The 15651-nt window shown below is 56.3% G+C and carries 15 protein-coding genes; 4 read left to right on the forward strand and 11 right to left on the reverse strand.

The window, feature by feature from the left end:
- Window positions 1–35: 35 nt before the first annotated feature.
- Window positions 36–776: a MipA/OmpV family protein gene (locus HV340_RS00825; protein ID WP_014168097.1), complete on the forward strand. Its 741-nt coding sequence runs from the start codon at window positions 36–38 to the stop codon at window positions 774–776.
- A gap of 95 nt (window positions 777–871) precedes the next feature.
- Here HV340_RS00825 and HV340_RS00830 read toward each other — a convergent pair whose 3' ends face one another.
- Entirely contained in the window at window positions 872–2827 is a 1956-nt protein-coding gene (locus HV340_RS00830) for a glycoside hydrolase family 127 protein (protein ID WP_181216245.1), read from the reverse strand.
- Window positions 2828–2837: 10 nt separating this feature from the next.
- Window positions 2838–4238, reverse strand: coding sequence for an MFS transporter (locus tag HV340_RS00835; protein WP_020882660.1), 1401 nt, complete (start codon window positions 4236–4238; stop codon window positions 2838–2840).
- 224 nt (window positions 4239–4462) lie between these two features.
- On the opposite strand from HV340_RS00835, the gene HV340_RS00840 reads away from it, so the two are divergent.
- Window positions 4463–5281, forward strand: coding sequence for a helix-turn-helix domain-containing protein (locus tag HV340_RS00840; RefSeq protein WP_025206441.1), 819 nt, complete (start codon window positions 4463–4465; stop codon window positions 5279–5281).
- Here the strand turns inward: HV340_RS00840 and araD are convergent, their stop codons facing one another.
- The 8 genes from araD to yiaK are packed head-to-tail and all read right to left on the reverse strand — an operon-like array spanning window position 5282 to window position 12831.
- Window positions 5282–5977 carry an L-ribulose-5-phosphate 4-epimerase gene (araD, locus tag HV340_RS00845; protein WP_014168101.1) on the reverse strand — a complete coding sequence of 232 codons (696 nt, stop codon included), beginning with the start codon at window positions 5975–5977 and terminating at the stop codon, window positions 5282–5284. It abuts the gene before it with no gap.
- Window positions 5971–6831, reverse strand: a complete 861-nt coding sequence (locus HV340_RS00850; protein ID WP_181216246.1) for an L-ribulose-5-phosphate 3-epimerase — start codon at window positions 6829–6831, stop codon at window positions 5971–5973. Before HV340_RS00850 ends, araD begins: the two co-directional genes overlap by 7 nt.
- Window positions 6813–7487 carry a 3-keto-L-gulonate-6-phosphate decarboxylase UlaD gene (ulaD, locus tag HV340_RS00855; RefSeq protein ID WP_181216247.1) on the reverse strand — a complete coding sequence of 225 codons (675 nt, stop codon included), beginning with the start codon at window positions 7485–7487 and terminating at the stop codon, window positions 6813–6815. Before ulaD ends, HV340_RS00850 begins: the two co-directional genes overlap by 19 nt.
- Window positions 7484–8989 carry an FGGY-family carbohydrate kinase gene (locus tag HV340_RS00860; protein ID WP_181216248.1) on the reverse strand — a complete coding sequence of 502 codons (1506 nt, stop codon included), beginning with the start codon at window positions 8987–8989 and terminating at the stop codon, window positions 7484–7486. Before HV340_RS00860 ends, ulaD begins: the two co-directional genes overlap by 4 nt.
- 48 nt (window positions 8990–9037) lie before the next feature.
- Window positions 9038–10357, reverse strand: a complete 1320-nt coding sequence (locus HV340_RS00865) for an MFS transporter (protein WP_047742797.1) — start codon at window positions 10355–10357, stop codon at window positions 9038–9040.
- A gap of 43 nt (window positions 10358–10400) precedes the next feature.
- Window positions 10401–11327: a DUF4862 family protein gene (locus HV340_RS00870; protein ID WP_086533111.1), complete on the reverse strand. Its 927-nt coding sequence runs from the start codon at window positions 11325–11327 to the stop codon at window positions 10401–10403.
- A 27-nt stretch (window positions 11328–11354) separates the two neighbouring features.
- Window positions 11355–11822 (reverse strand): YhcH/YjgK/YiaL family protein, encoded by a 468-nt coding sequence (locus HV340_RS00875; RefSeq protein WP_063925760.1) that lies wholly within the window; start codon window positions 11820–11822, stop codon window positions 11355–11357.
- 10 nt (window positions 11823–11832) lie between these two features.
- Complete coding sequence (gene yiaK / locus HV340_RS00880; RefSeq protein WP_014168108.1) at window positions 11833–12831, reverse strand: 3-dehydro-L-gulonate 2-dehydrogenase; 999 nt, start codon at window positions 12829–12831, stop codon at window positions 11833–11835.
- Window positions 12832–13055: 224 nt separating this feature from the next.
- On the opposite strand from yiaK, the gene yiaJ reads away from it, so the two are divergent.
- Window positions 13056–13874, forward strand: a complete 819-nt coding sequence (gene yiaJ, locus HV340_RS00885) for an IclR family transcriptional regulator YiaJ (protein WP_020882654.1) — start codon at window positions 13056–13058, stop codon at window positions 13872–13874.
- A gap of 3 nt (window positions 13875–13877) precedes the next feature.
- The gene (locus HV340_RS00890; protein ID WP_032679348.1) at window positions 13878–14333 is read left to right on the forward strand and encodes a 4Fe-4S binding protein; all 456 of its coding nucleotides are present in this window, start codon (window positions 13878–13880) and stop codon (window positions 14331–14333) included.
- Between the two features lie 4 nt (window positions 14334–14337).
- Here the strand turns inward: HV340_RS00890 and avtA are convergent, their stop codons facing one another.
- Window positions 14338–15594 carry a valine--pyruvate transaminase gene (gene avtA / locus HV340_RS00895; protein ID WP_063925759.1) on the reverse strand — a complete coding sequence of 419 codons (1257 nt, stop codon included), beginning with the start codon at window positions 15592–15594 and terminating at the stop codon, window positions 14338–14340.
- Between the last annotated feature and the right edge of the window lie 57 nt (window positions 15595–15651).

A 15651-nucleotide genomic window follows, 5' to 3' on the forward strand; every position in this document is an offset into this window, starting at 1 on the left:
CCTCGCTTGTTTGGCGTCTAAATGGATTACATGTAATGACTATTAAATACAATTTACTCATCGCAGCCACGTTATTTGCAACATCATCTGCAATGGCTGGTGACTTTTCACTTGGGGCGGGGGCTGTATTTAATGAGTCGCCTTATAAAGGATATAACGAAAATACCACGGCGGTACCGTTAATTAGCTATGAAGGCGACCGGTTTTATATTCGCCAGACCACTGGCGGATGGATCCTGTGGAAAGACGAAAAAAATGAATTCAGCATGACCGCATCGTGGATGCCACTGCGATTTGATCCTGAAGATAACGACGACGCTCAGATGAAACACCTCGATGAGCGTAAAGCATCAGCGTTTCTCGGCGGGGCGTACTACCGCCATGAACACTGGGGCTCGCTGAAAGTGGCGGTCTCGGGTGATGCGATGGATGAGAGCGGCGGCGTGATCGGTGAAATCTCATACTTCCGTCCGGTTCGGATGGAACGTCTGACGCTGACGCCATCGGTAGGTATTTTCTACAGCGACGAAAGCTATAACGATTACTACTACGGCGTATCCGGCAATGAGTCTCGCCGCTCAGGCCTCAATGAATACACCGCAGGTGATAGCTGGACGCCGTATGTGGGTCTCGCGGCTAAATATCAGTTAACCCAGAATCTGTTTATCAACGCCAGCGCGGTCTATACCGTGTTACCTGACGACGTGAAGAACAGTCCGATGATCGACCGCGAAGACAGTTTCGCGCTGATGACCGGCATGTCCTGGCGTTTCTGATCTAAAGCCGGGTGGCGCTTGCCTTACCCGGCCTCGGTTTTTATCTCCCGCGCCTGTGGGAGAGGGTTGGGGTGAGGCTGACAGGACAGATGCCTTCAGGCCTCATCCACCCAAATCCGCATTTCGCCTTCTCCCCGGTTTGCCCAGCTGAACCACGGAATAAAGGTCAACGTCCGGGGCTGGCGCTGCACCGGGGCGCGATCGTACTGCCACAGTGCCTGCGTGCCTTCCTCATCAGCGTGACGCGCGATACCCTCCGCCTGAATCAGTATCTTGTGCGCAAAGATCCCTTTTCCTTCAAAGACCCGAAATTCGCTCTGCTCAGGCAGGGAGAGGTTATGCAGGTTCGCGCCATTGTCGGCCTCTTCCAGGCAGTAGACCAGCGGGCCACGCTGCAGCGCGACTTTACCGGCCTGCTGGCGTACCAGCGGGTTACCGTACACGCGGCGGACCGGCATGGGTAAGGTCAGCGTAAGGGTATCTCCCTCCTGCCAGCGGCGGGTGAGGTACAGATACCCCCGGGAGACATCACCCGTGACACTTTCGCCGTTCAGTGACACAGCCGGGCTTGCGCACCAGTCCGGTAAACGTAGTGCCAGCGTGTGGGTCACCGGGGCAGGTGAGGTGACCTCGATGTTGACCTCTTCCTGCCACGGATAATTACCGCTAATCCGTAGCTGTAAGGTGCCCTCATCTACCGGTATGGCGACGTCGTTCCCCACATAGAGGTTGATAAAGAGCGCGTCCTGACGAACGGTATAGAGATAGTGGCCCAGCGAAGTGAGCACGCGGGCGATATTGGGCGGGCAACAGGCGCAGCCGAACCAGCGCTGGCGAACCGGCTTAACGTGGTCGTAAACATGATTAAATGCCAGCGTTTTAGGGTGTACCTCCAGCGGGTTCACATAGAAGAAATGTTTACCGTCCAGCGCCATGCCGCCCAGTACCGTGTTGTATAAGGCACGCTCCATCACGTCGGCGTACTGGCTGTCCGCTTCCATCTCCAGCATCCGGCGGGCAAACATCATCAGGCCAATGGAGGCGCAGCTTTCGGCATATACCGTATCGTTAGGCAAATCGTAATCGCTGCTGAAGGCTTCGCCACTGCTTTGCGAGCCGATCCCGCCGGTAATATAGAGCTGTCGCTGGGCCATGTTATTCCACAGCCGCAGGCAGTCCTGGCGTTTACCCTCGTCATGACTCAGGCGAGCAAGATGCGCCATACCCGCCATCAGATAGACAAATCGAACCGCGTGGCCGATGGCGGTGTGTTGTTCGGCAAGCGGTTGATGCGCCTGGCTATAGGCTTTGTCCTTGACCATCCACGCCGGGCCGTACGTGTTCCAGTACGATGTCCGGCCCCGTTTCTCATATTCGATATCGTAGAAATGAGGCTGCGTGCCGCGCGTGTCGATAAAATATTTCACAAGGGCCAGGTAACGCGGTTCCTGAGTGACGTCGTAAAGCCGCATAAGCGCCAGCTCAATTTCCGGATGGCCCGGATAACCGTGAAGCTGCTCCTCGCCGGGGCCAAAGACCCGGTCGATATGGTCCGCCAGTTTGCATACCACCTCCAGCAGACGGCGTTTTCCGGTCCCCTGAAAATAGGCCACGCCAGCTTCAATCATATGTCCGGCGCAGTACAATTCGTGGCATTCGGCGAGATTCGTCCAGCGCTCACCGGGTGCTTTCACCGTGAAGTAGGTGTTGAGATAGCCATCGTCACACTGCGCCGCCGCAATCAGCTCAATCACCTCATCGGCGGTTTTTTCATGTTCCGGGTCGGGCTTCTGGCACAACGACCACGCGACGGCTTCCAGCCATTTCGCCACGTCGCTGTCCTGAAACACCATCCCATAGAACTCCCCCTGTTCCAGCCCTGCCGCAATGCGGAAGTTGGTGATGGCGTGACTCGGTTCGGCTTCGGTAACGCGATCGTTTAGCGCATCCCACTGGTAGGGGATCACCACATCACGCACCAGCCGCTGATACTGACCGAGAAACGGGTCGTTGATGTTCAGTGTGTGCAGGTCGGCTTCCATTATGGACATGTCATTCTCCTCAGGACGATACGTGACGCTGGCGCAGATCGGTGGCAATGCGCGACATCATGGGATTGTTGAGTCTGCACCAGCGGATTGAGACCGCCAGCAGCAGGTGGAAAAGGGCGGGGAGCAGTGTCTCCATCGCAGTAATTCCCTGTAACGAGGCTGGCGTCTGGTTGCCCGCGCCCGGCTGGTAGGCGACGGCGATAAACACCAGGCTGATGATCCCGGCGCTGGACGCCCAGGCGAGCTTGATGAAAAACAGATTGAAAGCGAAGTTCATGCCAGATGAACGTACCCCGTTTTTCCACTCACCATAGTCATCTGCAAATGCCATCAGCGAGAAGTGCAGGGGCAGGGTAAAACCGAGAATGACGCCGTTACTCAGAATAACGATCAGCCAGAGCATCTGATGAGCCGGACCGCCTGGCAGAAACCACATTCCCGCCGCGAGCGCGGCCAGCACGAGGTTGGTGTAGTAATAGAGTTTGACGGTATCAATCCGGCGAGAAAGGGGATTCACGATCACCGCGCCGAGAATGGCGGCAAAGGTCACCATCGTGAAGAACAGCGAGGTATAAGCGGTACTGCCCTGGAGCACGTAGGTGATGAAGTACATGTAGCCGCCGCCACGGATGTTGAAGACGTTGATCAGCAGGAATGACATCACCAGCATCAGCAGGAGCTGATCGTTGTTGCGCAGGCCGGCCAGATGCTCGCGTAAGGTGAATTTGCCCATCAGCGCCAGCGGGACGCGCTCACGCACCCAGAAGAAGCAGCAGAGGAACATCACCACGGCGATGGCGCACAACACCCCAACGCCGAGCTGATAGCCTCGCGCGGCGTTGCCCTCGCCCAGCGCTGCGACCAGCCACGGCAGGCCAACAGAGACCAAAAAGCCCGCCACACCGCACAGCACAAAGCGCCATGACTGGCAGGAGATGACCTCGCTGTGGCGGGTGGTCATGGTGTTGATCAGCGCGCAGTAGGGCACGTTGATGGCGGTATAGCCCACTGACAACAGCAGATAGGTACCAAACGCCCAGGCGATTTTCACCCCCATGCTGGCGTCAGGCACGGTGAAGGTCAGTACACCGATAACCCCGACAGGAAGCGCCACCCACAGCTGCCACGGGCGAAAACGCCCCCAACGGCTTTGTGTTCGGTCGGCAATCACCCCCATCACCGGATCGGAAATGGCATCAAACACGCGCAGGGCAATAAACAGCGTGCCAACGAGCGCAGGCGTCAGACCAAAAACGTCGGTGTAGAAGAAGGTAAGAAAATTCATGATCAGGCAGGTAATGACCGTGCCACCCGCGTCACCCAGGCCGTAGCCAATTTTTTCGCGGACTGACAGGCGGTCATCCATTGCCCCTTGTACGACCTGTGATTCTGTAATCGGTGTGGAAGTCATGAGGTAACTCCTCGGTAATCGATTTTTATCGTATTTATGCAAGGTACCCCATTCATTCTGCACCGAACGCTCAGGCCAACAAGGGAAGGGAAAAGTATAAAAAGGTGACGATTCCGACCTGATGATAAATTTGTGATTTCGATCGGGAAGGCAGGAAGATATTCATTAATAATCAAAGCATAAGATGAATATTAATGGCAATCAGAGCGGAATGGTGAATATCCATGCTTGAATTATCCATAGCGCTTCCGATTAAAGTGCAAAATGGTGGGCTCTTTATTTCCCGGGGCGTGGGCCGGCATCCGGCGCGCAAATTAACCTCGTGGGAGATTATCTTCGTCGAAAAAGGGACATTAACGATCCAGGAAGAAAACACGCTCTTTGAGGTGAAAGCGGGAGAGAGCTTACTGCTCTGGCCGGCGCGTCGACACGTGGGGACAGAAGATTTCCCGGCGGACCTGCGGTTCTACTGGCTGCATTTTGAGGTCGAAGCGCAATCGTCGCCTTTGCCACATGCTTTTCCGGTGGCCATTGAACAACATTGCTGCGTGCGCGATGCTCAATATGTGATTGCGCTATTCCGGCAATTCCTGAGTGAGCAGGAAAAATTACAGCGAAGCGTGGCGCTGGAAATGATTTTGCTGCTGATTTTACAGCAAGTGTCGATCTCCTCAGGTTATGAAGACAGAGCCGATGAAGCCGGCGCGGCCATGGCATGGAAGGCAAAACAGCTTATTCGCACGCAGTTTCATCTGCCGCTTTCCACATCGCAACTGGCAAAAGCCTTGCACTGCAATGCCGATTATCTGGGACGCGTATTTCGCCGGACCTTTCACTTAACCCTGACGGAAGCGATCCATCGCCAGCGCGTCAGGGCGGCAGAAAAGCTGTTGCTGAACGACTCCGCGTCCCTGACCGAAGTGGCAACCCGCTGCGGTTTTAATGATGTCGGGTATTTCCGGCAGATATTTTCAAAGCATACCGGCTTAACGCCCGCCGTCTGGAAACGGCGGTACTGTAAGGAGCATATTAATTCCGGGTGATCACTGCCCGTAGTAGGCATTTGCTCCATGCTTGCGCAGGTAATGTTTATCGAGCAATTCCTGCTGCATCGTCGGTAGCTGTGGCGCAAGCTGGCGTGAAAACAGCCCCATAAAGGCGCACTCTTCCAGCACCACAGCGTTATGTACCGCATCGGCCGCATTTTTTCCCCAGGTGAACGGGCCGTGAGAATGGACCAGCACCGCCGGGATCTGCATCGGGTTTACGTCGCGCTCCTCAAAGGTTTTGATGATCACTTCACCGGTCTGGTATTCGTATTCACCCGCAATTTCAGCCGGGGTCATCAACCGCGTGCAGGGGATCGCACCATAAAAATAGTCAGCGTGCGTGGTACCCCATGCCGGTAAATCCTGCCCTGCCTGCGCCCAGACAGTGGCGTGGCGGGAATGGGTATGCACAATGCCGCCAATTTCAGGGTAACGGCGATACAGCGCCAGGTGGGTTGGCGTGTCGGAAGAGGGTTTTTTAACCCCCTCGACCACCTGGCCCGTGGCAATGTCCACCACCACCATATCCTCTGCGGACATCACGTCATACTCCACGCCGGAGGGTTTAATCACCATCAGGCCGCGTTCACGATCCACCGCACTGACGTTGCCCCAGGTGAAAGTCACCAGCTGGTGGGCGGGCAGCGCCAGGTTTGCCGCCAGGACCTCGGCTTTGAGTTGTTCTAACATGTCATCCCTCCTTCCTGCATCCGGGCTTCAATCCAGCGGCGTGCCTGAATGATTTCCAGTACCGGCTCTTTGGCTTTTTCAGTCCACATTTCAATCAGAAATACGCCGCGATAATTGAGCTGATTCAGCGTGTTAAATATGCCCACGAAATCGACGCACCCCTCACCGAACGGTACGTCACGAAACTGTCCGGGGCTTTGTTCAGTCACGGGCTGGGTATCTTTCAGGTGGATGGCGGCGATGCGATCGATGCCCAGCGTCAGCTCGGCGGCCACATCGTTACCCCACGCGCTCAGGTTGCCGACGTCCGGATAAACGCTGAACCATGGTGAAGCGAGCATTTCGTCCCACTTTTTCCATTTGCTGATGGAGTTCATAAACGCGGTATCCATGATCTCCACTGCCAGCATGACCTGCGCGGCGGCGGCCTGCTCCACGGCCCATGCCAGCCCTTCGGCAAAGCGTTGCCGGGTGCCTTCGTCATGTTCTTCGTAATAGACGTCATACCCGGCAAGCTGGATGGTGCGAATACCGAGATCGCGCGCCAGACGGATGGCTTTGGTCATGATGGCGCGTGCGCGCTCGCGGACGGTCTCGTCCCGGCTACCAAACGGGAAACGGCGGTGGGCAGACAGACACATCGACGGGATCGCGACCCCGGTTTCCAGCATCGCCTCAACCAGAGAGGCGCGCTGCGCGGTGTTCCACTCAAGGCGGGACAAACGCTCATCGGTTTCATCAATCGACATCTCGACAAAATCAAATCCGCAGCTTTTTGCCAGCACCAGGCGCTCTGGCCAGGTGAGCGCTTTCGGCAGCGCTTTTTCGTAGATACCTAACGGATGCTGACGCATGGTGACTCCCCCCAGATGTCACGGATGTGTGAATGGAATGCATGGGCCACCTGCGGTGGGTTAGCAGCGCCTGTCAGTGCCCGTCCGGCAATAAACGCTTTCACATTGATCTGCTTAAACAGCGGCAGGTCGGCGGGGGTAATGCCGCCGGTGATCGAGAGCTGCAGGCCGATATCCGAGAGGGCTTTCATGCTGGTGAGATCCGCCTCGCCCCACTGCTGGCCGCTGGCCTGTGCGTCGCGCCCACGGTGATAAATGGCCTGTGTGACCCCGATACGGTGCCATTCTCGCGCATCATCCAGCGTCCAGTGACCAAACAGCTCCATCTGAATTTCCCCGCCGCAGCGCAGAGCCACCTCGTGACCCTTCTCGACGGTTGCCAGCGGCGCGGCGCAGATGATGGTCATCCAGTTCGCGCCTGCGCCAAACGCCTGTTCAGCCAGCGTTTCTCCGGCATCGGCCACTTTCCAGTCAGCCACGATCGTTTTTTCCGGGCACTGCTGGCGCAGTGCGCGCACGGCATTAAGCCCTTCGGTGAGACACAAAATGGTGCCTGCTTCGATAATATCGACGTGATCCGCAAGCCGCTCGACGTCGCGCTGTGCGGCCTGAAGTGAGGTATGGTCGAGCGCCAGCTGCAGTAATGGTCGGCTCATAGGTCGTGCTCCTTAACATGGGCGTGATAGCCCTGTAGTGCTGAAATCAGTAGCTGGTAGCGCTGATACTTGCGCTGGTAGGCCGCATGGGCATGCTTGTCGGGTGTGATGACGCGAATGTGATGTCTGACAGCCTGCTGCGCGGTGCGGAAATCGGGATAAACGCCGGTACCCACCAGCGCGGCCAGCGCCGCGCCGGAACAGCCGGTCTCTTCGACCTGCGGCAGTTCTATTGCCAGACCGCTGACGTCCGCGAGCATTTGCATCCACACATCTGAATGGGCAGGGCCGCCGGTTACGCGCAATGCCTGCACGTGCGTAAAGCGCTGTAGCATGCGGTTAAGATGGGTCATGTGGCTGAAGACCACACCTTCATAGACCGCCTGCAACAGATGCGCGCGGGTGTGCAGGGCCTGCATGCCGTAAAACCCGCAGGTCATCTCCAGCCCGGCGTTGCTGCCATAGAGGAACGGCAGGAAGAGCAGATCGCTTCCGGCTTTCGGCAGGCTGGCCACGGCCTGGTTGATCGCATCGAATGACATGTCGCCCCACTGTGTGGTTAGCCCTTCGAGGTTACCGGACGAGGTGGGGCTGGCTTCGTGAACGATGTAGTGCTGCGGATGAACGTAGCGCCCATACACATAGGGATACGGCTCGTTATGGCCTATACCGTTGGCGATCCCGCTGGTGACAGCCCAGGTGCCCATCACGGCGTTGAGCGTGCTGTCGTCATGTAACCCGGCGCAGATCGCGGTGGAAACCACATCAAACAGCCCCCCCACAACGGGGGTGCCCGCTGCGAGACCGGTCAGGGCGGCGGCCTGAGCGGTGATTTCCCCGCACATTTCTGCTGAACCGACGATCGGCGGCAGTGCGCCGTCAATTTCATCGATGCCGAGCCAGCGTGTGAGCTGCGGGTCGTACTGCCCGGTGTTCATGTTGTAGAGATTGGATTCAGAGATGTTGCTCTCTTCACACCCTTTAACGCCGGTGAGGCACCAGCGCAGGTAGTCGTGCGCCATCATCACACAGCCAATCTGCTGATAACGGTGCGGTTCATTCTCTTTCACCCAGCGCAGGAGGGAGGCGGGATGCCCCGTCCATAGCGTCTGGCGCGTATGCGGATAAAGCTTTTCAGGAATACCGTCCTGCTGCCAGCGCTGTACAATCTCCAGCGCCCGGCGGTCAGAGGAGAGGATGGCGTTGCCGAGCGGCTGGTCATGCTTGTCCAGTAAAAACAGTCCTTTACCCTGTGCCGATATCCCGACGCCTTTGATTTGTGCGCCGCCAATGTCGGCATTTTTAAGCAGCAGGGCGACGGTGGTGTGGCACTGCTGCCAGAGTTGGTGCATATCCCGCTCAGCGTGGCCTGCGTGTGGGCTGAGTGTGGCAACCGAGCGGCGCTCAATACAGACTTCCTGGCCCTGGCTGGTGTACAGACCGGCTTTCAGATACGTTCCGCCACAATCGATACCCAGCCAGAAGGGCTCTTTTTCACTCATCGTTGACTCTCTTGTCTTACGCCCTCTCTTCAGGAGAGGGCGGGGGGATCAGGCTGCGTGCTTATGCGGGTTCACGCCGGGGTTGGGTTCCGCTCCGGCATCGCATTTCGCCGGTAGCATCAGGGCGAGCAGCGAGGCCAGCGCCAGCGAAACCGCGAGGCAGTACACCCCGGCATCTTTGCTGTAGAGGGTGATCAGCACGCCCACCGCGTAAGGGCCGCAGAACCCACCGAGGTTACCCAGGGCGTTAATCACGCCGCGAGCGCCACCGGCCATCTCTGCGCTGAACAGGCGCGCCGGAATCGTCCAGAACACACCCGCAGCGGACTGCAGGAAGAAGCCACAGCCCACCAGCGCGGCATAGGCCAGCCAGATGTTCTCTTTCAACGCCACGGAGAGGAACATGCAGAGCGCGAAGCCAATCAGCGGCAGGGAGACGAACAGCTTGCGCTTGCCGGTACGGTCAGACAGTGAGGAGAACAGGAACATGCCCGCAATGGCGCCGACATAAGGCAGGATGGCGAGCATTCCCACCTGGCCGATGCTGGTATGCGTCAGCTCTTTGAGAATGGTTGGCAGCCAGAGGGTGTAACCGTAAATCCCGGTCTGGTAGAAGAAGTTCAGGGCAATCAGCTGCCACATGGTTTTGTCGGACAGAACCGCCCTCAGCGAGGCATTTTTCACCGCTTTTCCGGCAATAGCCTGCTGTTCTGCGGCCAGCGTTTGTATCAGATAATTTTTCTCGGCCTCGGAGATCCAGCGAGCCTCCTGCGGGCGGTCGTAGACGGTGAACACCCAGAGCACCAGCACCACAATGGACATCAGCCCTTCAATGATGAACAGCCAGCGCCAGTCGAGTGCGGTGATAATCCAGCCCGACAGGGGTGCGGTGATGATCCCCGCAATGGGAACAAACATGATGACAATCGCATTGGCGCGGCCGCGTTCGGCGTCCGGGAACCAGTTACTGATCATCGTGAGCACCACAGGCAGCATCCCGCCTTCTGCCACACCGAGTAAGAAGCGCAGTGCCAGCAGTTGATACTGGTTGGTCACAACGCCGGTCAGGACCGAAATCACCGCCCAGGCAACCAGTGACCAGCCAATAAACTTCTTACCGCTGCCATGCACGGCAATCTTGCCGCCGGGCACCTGCAGGAACAGATAACCGATAAAGAAGATCCCACCCGCCAGGCCTGCCATGGTGGCAGAGATACCTAACTCTTCATCCATACCGCCTGGCATCGCAAATGCGATATTCACGCGGTCCATATATGAAATAATACAGGCGATAAGAATAGGCGGAATGATTCTTAACCAGCGCTGACGCGGAATATCCGCTTGTAGAGCATGAGTAGAAATATTCATATTTAATATCTCAGTGAATGTAACCGGAATAAGATTTTTATTGTTATTGCGTTGCTTTTTTCATTTCACTAATGCCGTCGCGCAAAATAGCGATACGATGGCTGACGTTAGCATTAGCATTTATTTCCAGTAATTTAATACCGGAGAATTTCAATGTTGCGGCGCTCGCCGCAGTAAAAAGTGCTTTTACCTGTTCGGTGGTCATTAAACTGTCGGCGCAGAACGGGGAAAATGGCGCGTGCAGATCCTGCCATTCGCCGTACGCTCCGCGAACGGAGGTCCCGGAGAACATCAGTGCGCCCAGCTTCCCGGCCTCCAGTGCGGCTTTAACATGTTCAGGCGGCAGCAAGGCACTGCGTCCTTCGATAGCCGACCGCGCCCAGTTGATGCATACGCTGATATCCGTTTCTTTCACCACCTCAAGCACCTGCGCTAAGGGCAAAAACCCCTTGCGTGGCGCGGGGCCGGTCATGGCATCGCAGTGTTCAAGCACCAGGTCGCATGACCAGTCCCATGAGGTGATTTCACGTATAGAACGGGAAAACGCAGCGGTAGCTTGTTCAACAGACGGGTTTCCCGCCTGCGGCGCGGCCTGCATCTCCAGAGCGATAATTTTGCCTGGAAAGCGAGTATTGATGGCATCAATCTTTCGCAGCAGATGGCGGTAATAGTCAACGCAGGCTTTGCGCTGTTCTTCATCGGCAGAGGCCAGGCCAAACGCGCCATTTGTGCCGCGGCGGCGCATGGTTTCCATCACCGCGGTAACCACCATTTGCCAGTCTCCCGGCGTATGGCGGAACAGCCATTCGTCACCCAACGGATGGAGATCCTCAAGATACGGTTGCTCCAGCCCGCGAATATCTGGCGTATCGGAAAGCGCTCGCCAGAAGTCCTGCTCTTCTTGTTCCCCTTGCTGGTGAAACGAGGGTGCGCAGGGGTACGCACCAATTATAAAACCGGTATTAGTCATTTCGCATTCCCAATAGAGTTCAGAAAATTAATCTATTTCGCTGATTGCTACTTTCACCACAATTTTACGAATTGCCGATACCTTATTTTTAATGCAGGCAGGACGGTGAACATCCTGCGGAAAAAATATGGCGTAACTGCCGGGCGTCATTTCTATAAATGATTCATTTTCGCTGCCGTGATAAAAAATAATATCCCGCTGTTCCAGCAGTGATTCGCTTATTTCGTTATTGCCGGTATCAATGGCGACACCGATTTTCTCTTCACCCCATGCCAGAAACTGAATGTCCAGATAGCGACGGTGCACTTCGGGACGGTTCTCATCCCACGTTTGAGTGGTGAGGTCGAGCACCTGAGCAAAGATGTTACGTCCGTCAATGTCCACCACGCCAGGTGCCAGCGCCGTGAAATCCGTGGTGCGCAGAAAATCGAGCGCTTTCTCTATCGCCCGCGGCAGGCGACACGGATTTGGCTGCGATATATGTCCTAAAATCATGGCCCACTCCTTACAGAGACTGGATTTTCGCCCACACGCTGTCGTCAATGGTGATGCCGTTGCGGCGGTTCTCTTCGAGCAGACGTGTGAATTCATGACCCGGCAGTCGAACCGCGACGTTGTCATCAGCCCGCTCGGCGTTGATGATAAAGTCCATGATGCGCTGCAGTTTGGCATCGCGGGTGGGTCCGTCGATCAAACGATCGACCTCGATGGCGATAAAGATTTGTGACACGCCATATTCGTCGCTGTTGTCCTGGGTCACTTCCGCAACGGAGGATCCGTTGGAGAGCAGGGTTGCGATCATGTCGAGGACGATGGATAAGCCCGAACCTTTCCAGTAGCCCATCGGCAGAATGCGGCGGTTTTTCTCGATCACACCAGGTTCTCTGGTGAGGTGCCCTTCATCGTCAAACCCCCCATCCACCGGCAACGTGCGTCCGGCCAGGCGATTCACTTCCAGCATGCCGTAGGAGAACATTGACATCGACATATCGACCATTGTGATCGGCGTAGACGGAATCGCCACGATCAGAGGGTTAGTGCCGATGCAGCACGCTTTTGAGCCCCAGGCTGGCATGACGGCAATGGAGTTAGTCCAGCAGATCCCGATGTACCCCTTCTCTGCGGCCTGCCAGCCGTAGCTGCCGCCGCGCATCCAGTGGTTGGCGTTTCGCAGTGCCACCAGGCCGATACCGTGGTCGGCGGCCAGTTCGGTGGCGCGATCCATCATCTTTTTCGCCGTCAGGTTGCCAATCGAACGTCGGGCATCCCACTGTTCGATGGCACCTAGCGAGGTCACCCGTGTTGGCTGGGCATCAGGAATGATGTCGCCGGCATCAAGCTGCTGAATGAAACGAGGGAAGCGGTTAACCCCGTGTGAATAGACGCCCGATTCCGTGGTGCGGGCAAACATCTCCGCGCAGGCGTCGGCGGTGTCCGCTTTTACGCCGCGATCGACCAGGACCCGCCTGAACGCCGCTTTTAACTCTTCAAAGGTCACTTTCATCCCTGTTCTCCTGTTTTTGTCGGGGCAAGTGCGAGTGCTTTTTTATCGCTAAATTTCACTATGCGAAATCTGATTTCAAATATAGCGATCAAATTTTGCCAGATCAACGACATTCATGATTTTCAAAATCGATTAAAATCAACTGGTTGTGTTTTTTCTGTTGAGATCGTGAACTGAACCACACTTTGCGCTACCATCAGGACGCGATAAAAAGGAGCCATTGGATGAGCACGAAAGAGAGCGAAATGACGCAAGAGAAAGAGAGGCCAGCAGGTAGCCAGAGCTTGTTTCGCGGCCTGATGCTGATTGAGATCCTCAGCAACTACCCGAACGGGTGTCCGTTGGCCCATTTATCGGAACTGGCAGGGCTGAATAAAAGCACCGTGCACCGCTTACTGCAGGGGTTACAGTCGTGCGGGTACGTTACCCCGGCGCCTGCGGCGGGCAGCTACCGCCTGACCACCAAATTTATCGCCGTCGGGCAAAAGGCGCTGTCGTCGCTGAATATCATTCACGTGGCGGCCCCGCACCTTGAGACGCTGAATATCGCCACCGGTGAGACGGTGAACTTCTCAAGCCGCGAGGACGATCACGCCATTCTGATTTATAAGCTGGAGCCCACAACCGGTATGCTGCGCACGCGCGCTTACATCGGTCAGCATATGCCGCTCTATTGTTCGGCGATGGGCAAAATCTACATGGCGTTTGGTCATCAGGACTATGTGGCGAGCTACTGGCAGAGCCATCAGGAGCAGATCCAGCCGCTCACCCGCAACACGATTACCGAGCTGAGCGCGATGTATGACGAGCTGGCGGAAATCCGCGAGCATAGCATGGCGATGGATAAAGAAGAGAACGAGCTGGGCGTCTCCTGTCTTGCCGTACCGGTGTTTGATATTCATGGCCGCGTGCCGTACGCGATCTCCATTTCGCTCTCGACGTCCCGCATGAAGCAAATTGGTGAAAAAAACCTGCTGAAACCGCTGCGGGAAACGGCAGAGGCTATCTCAAAAGAGCTGGGTTTTAACGTGCGCGGAGCGTGACAGATGAACCGATTTATCCTGGCTGATACGGAAAGATGCATTGGCTGCCGTACCTGCGAAGTGGCCTGCGTGGTGTCGCATCAGGGAATGCTTTCTGCAGGCGCGTTTACGCCCCGCATTCGGGTGGTCAAAGGCGGTGCATTCACTACGGCTGTGGGCTGTCATCAGTGTGAAGATGCCCCTTGTGCCGCTGTTTGTCCGACACAGGCGATTCGCCACACCGCGGGTGCCTGGCGGGTGGAGCCGGCGCGCTGTATTGGCTGTAAAAGTTGTGTGGTAGCGTGCCCGTTTGGGGCAATGCAGGTTCAGCGAGTGGGGAACCGCGTTCAGGCGGTGAAATGTGATTTGTGCGCAGATCGCGAGGCTGGACCTGCCTGTGTGGAGGCGTGCCCAACCCACGCGCTGCGCTGCGTTGACCCCGCCAGATTACGCACCGAACGGCTGCATAATCTGGCGTAACGCGTTACTGGCTATCTTCGCGCCAGGCGTACTCAATCTCTTCGGCGAGAATTTTCACGCCCGCTTCGATTTTTTCCGGATCGGGTACGTAGTTCATGCGCATGCACTGATGCGTATGCGGCCACGGCTTATCCAGACCCGGGAAGAAGTAATCACCCGGCACCATCAACACGCCGCGCTTTTTCAGGCGCTGGTAGAGAAGTTCGGTGGTGATCGGCAGATCCTTAAACCACAGCCACAGGAAAATTGCCCCTTCAGGTTTGTGGATCAGGCAGCGTTCTTCCGGTAAGTAGCGGCGAAGAATGGCGATCGTTTCCTGTACCCGCTGGAAATAGAACGGCTTGATAACCTCGTTCGACAGGCGCAGCAGGTCATTACGTTTGATCATTTCACACATCATCGCCGGGCCGATTCCCCCCGGGGAAAGGCTGATAATGCCGTTCATGTTGGTAATGGCGGTGATGATTTTTTCATTGGCGATGATGATCCCGCAACGGCTGCCCGGCAGACCCAGCTTGGAAAGGCTCATACACAGGACGATGTTCGGGTTCCACAGCGGACGTGCTTCGCTGAAGATGATCCCCGGGAACGGCACGCCATAAGCATTATCAATCACCAGCGGGATGTCGTGCTGATTCGCCAGCGCATCCAGCTTCATCAGTTCGTCGTCGGTGATGACGTTGCCCGTTGGGTTGGTTGGACGTGATACGCATATCATGCCCGTCTCTTCACCAATATGCAGATGTTCAAAGTCGACATGATATTTGAACTGGCCTTCTGGCAGCAGCTCAATGTTCGGGCGCGCCGAGACGAACAGATCCTCTTCGAGGCCGGAATCGGCATAGCCGATGTACTCTGGCGCCAGCGGGAACAGCACTTTTTTGGTGGTGCCGTCGGCGCGACGGCCTGCGAAAAGATTAAACAAGTAGAAAAATGCGCTCTGACTGCCGTTTGTTAGTGCAATATTCTGTGGTTCGATATCCCAACCCAGCTCTTTGCGCAGCATTTCAGCAAGCAGTGTCAGCAGTTCGGTTTTACCTTGTGGGCCGTCGTAGTTGCAAAGCGCATCGGTTGCTTTCCCGCTTTCCAGCATCTGAGCCAGCAGCGTCTGAAAATAGGTGTTCATCTCCGGGATTTGAGCCGGGTTTCCGCCGCCGAGCATGATGGCGCCTGGTGTGCGCAGCCCGTCGTTGAGGTCCTCCATCAGGCGAGTAATGCCTGAATGGCGGGTGAATTTGTCGCCGAAAAGTGAAAACGTCATAGCAGGTGATCTGTCGAGCTTATTTTGAAAGTGGGTAACCATAACGCTAGCACCGTG

The sequence above is a fragment of the Enterobacter sp. RHBSTW-00975 genome (assembly GCF_013615235.1).
Taxonomy (GTDB): Bacteria; Pseudomonadota; Gammaproteobacteria; order Enterobacterales; family Enterobacteriaceae; genus Enterobacter; species Enterobacter ludwigii.

Coding starts and splice junctions, on each gene's coding strand:
- yiaK (WP_014168108.1), bottom strand. CDS start 12,831: ATGAAAGTGACCTTTGAAGAGTTAAAAGCGGCGTTCAGGCGGGTCCTG.
- HV340_RS00840 (WP_025206441.1), top strand. CDS start 4,463: ATGCTTGAATTATCCATAGCGCTTCCGATTAAAGTGCAAAATGGTGGG.
- ulaD (WP_181216247.1), bottom strand. CDS start 7,487: ATGAGCCGACCATTACTGCAGCTGGCGCTCGACCATACCTCACTTCAG.
- yiaJ (WP_020882654.1), top strand. CDS start 13,056: ATGAGCACGAAAGAGAGCGAAATGACGCAAGAGAAAGAGAGGCCAGCA.
- HV340_RS00850 (WP_181216246.1), bottom strand. CDS start 6,831: ATGCGTCAGCATCCGTTAGGTATCTACGAAAAAGCGCTGCCGAAAGCG.
- HV340_RS00860 (WP_181216248.1), bottom strand. CDS start 8,989: ATGAGTGAAAAAGAGCCCTTCTGGCTGGGTATCGATTGTGGCGGAACG.
- HV340_RS00835 (WP_020882660.1), bottom strand. CDS start 4,238: ATGACTTCCACACCGATTACAGAATCACAGGTCGTACAAGGGGCAATG.
- HV340_RS00825 (WP_014168097.1), top strand. CDS start 36: ATGACTATTAAATACAATTTACTCATCGCAGCCACGTTATTTGCAACA.
- HV340_RS00890 (WP_032679348.1), top strand. CDS start 13,878: ATGAACCGATTTATCCTGGCTGATACGGAAAGATGCATTGGCTGCCGT.
- araD (WP_014168101.1), bottom strand. CDS start 5,977: ATGTTAGAACAACTCAAAGCCGAGGTCCTGGCGGCAAACCTGGCGCTG.
- HV340_RS00870 (WP_086533111.1), bottom strand. CDS start 11,327: ATGACTAATACCGGTTTTATAATTGGTGCGTACCCCTGCGCACCCTCG.
- avtA (WP_063925759.1), bottom strand. CDS start 15,594: ATGACGTTTTCACTTTTCGGCGACAAATTCACCCGCCATTCAGGCATT.
- HV340_RS00865 (WP_047742797.1), bottom strand. CDS start 10,357: ATGAATATTTCTACTCATGCTCTACAAGCGGATATTCCGCGTCAGCGC.
- HV340_RS00830 (WP_181216245.1), bottom strand. CDS start 2,827: ATGTCCATAATGGAAGCCGACCTGCACACACTGAACATCAACGACCCG.
- HV340_RS00875 (WP_063925760.1), bottom strand. CDS start 11,822: ATGATTTTAGGACATATATCGCAGCCAAATCCGTGTCGCCTGCCGCGG.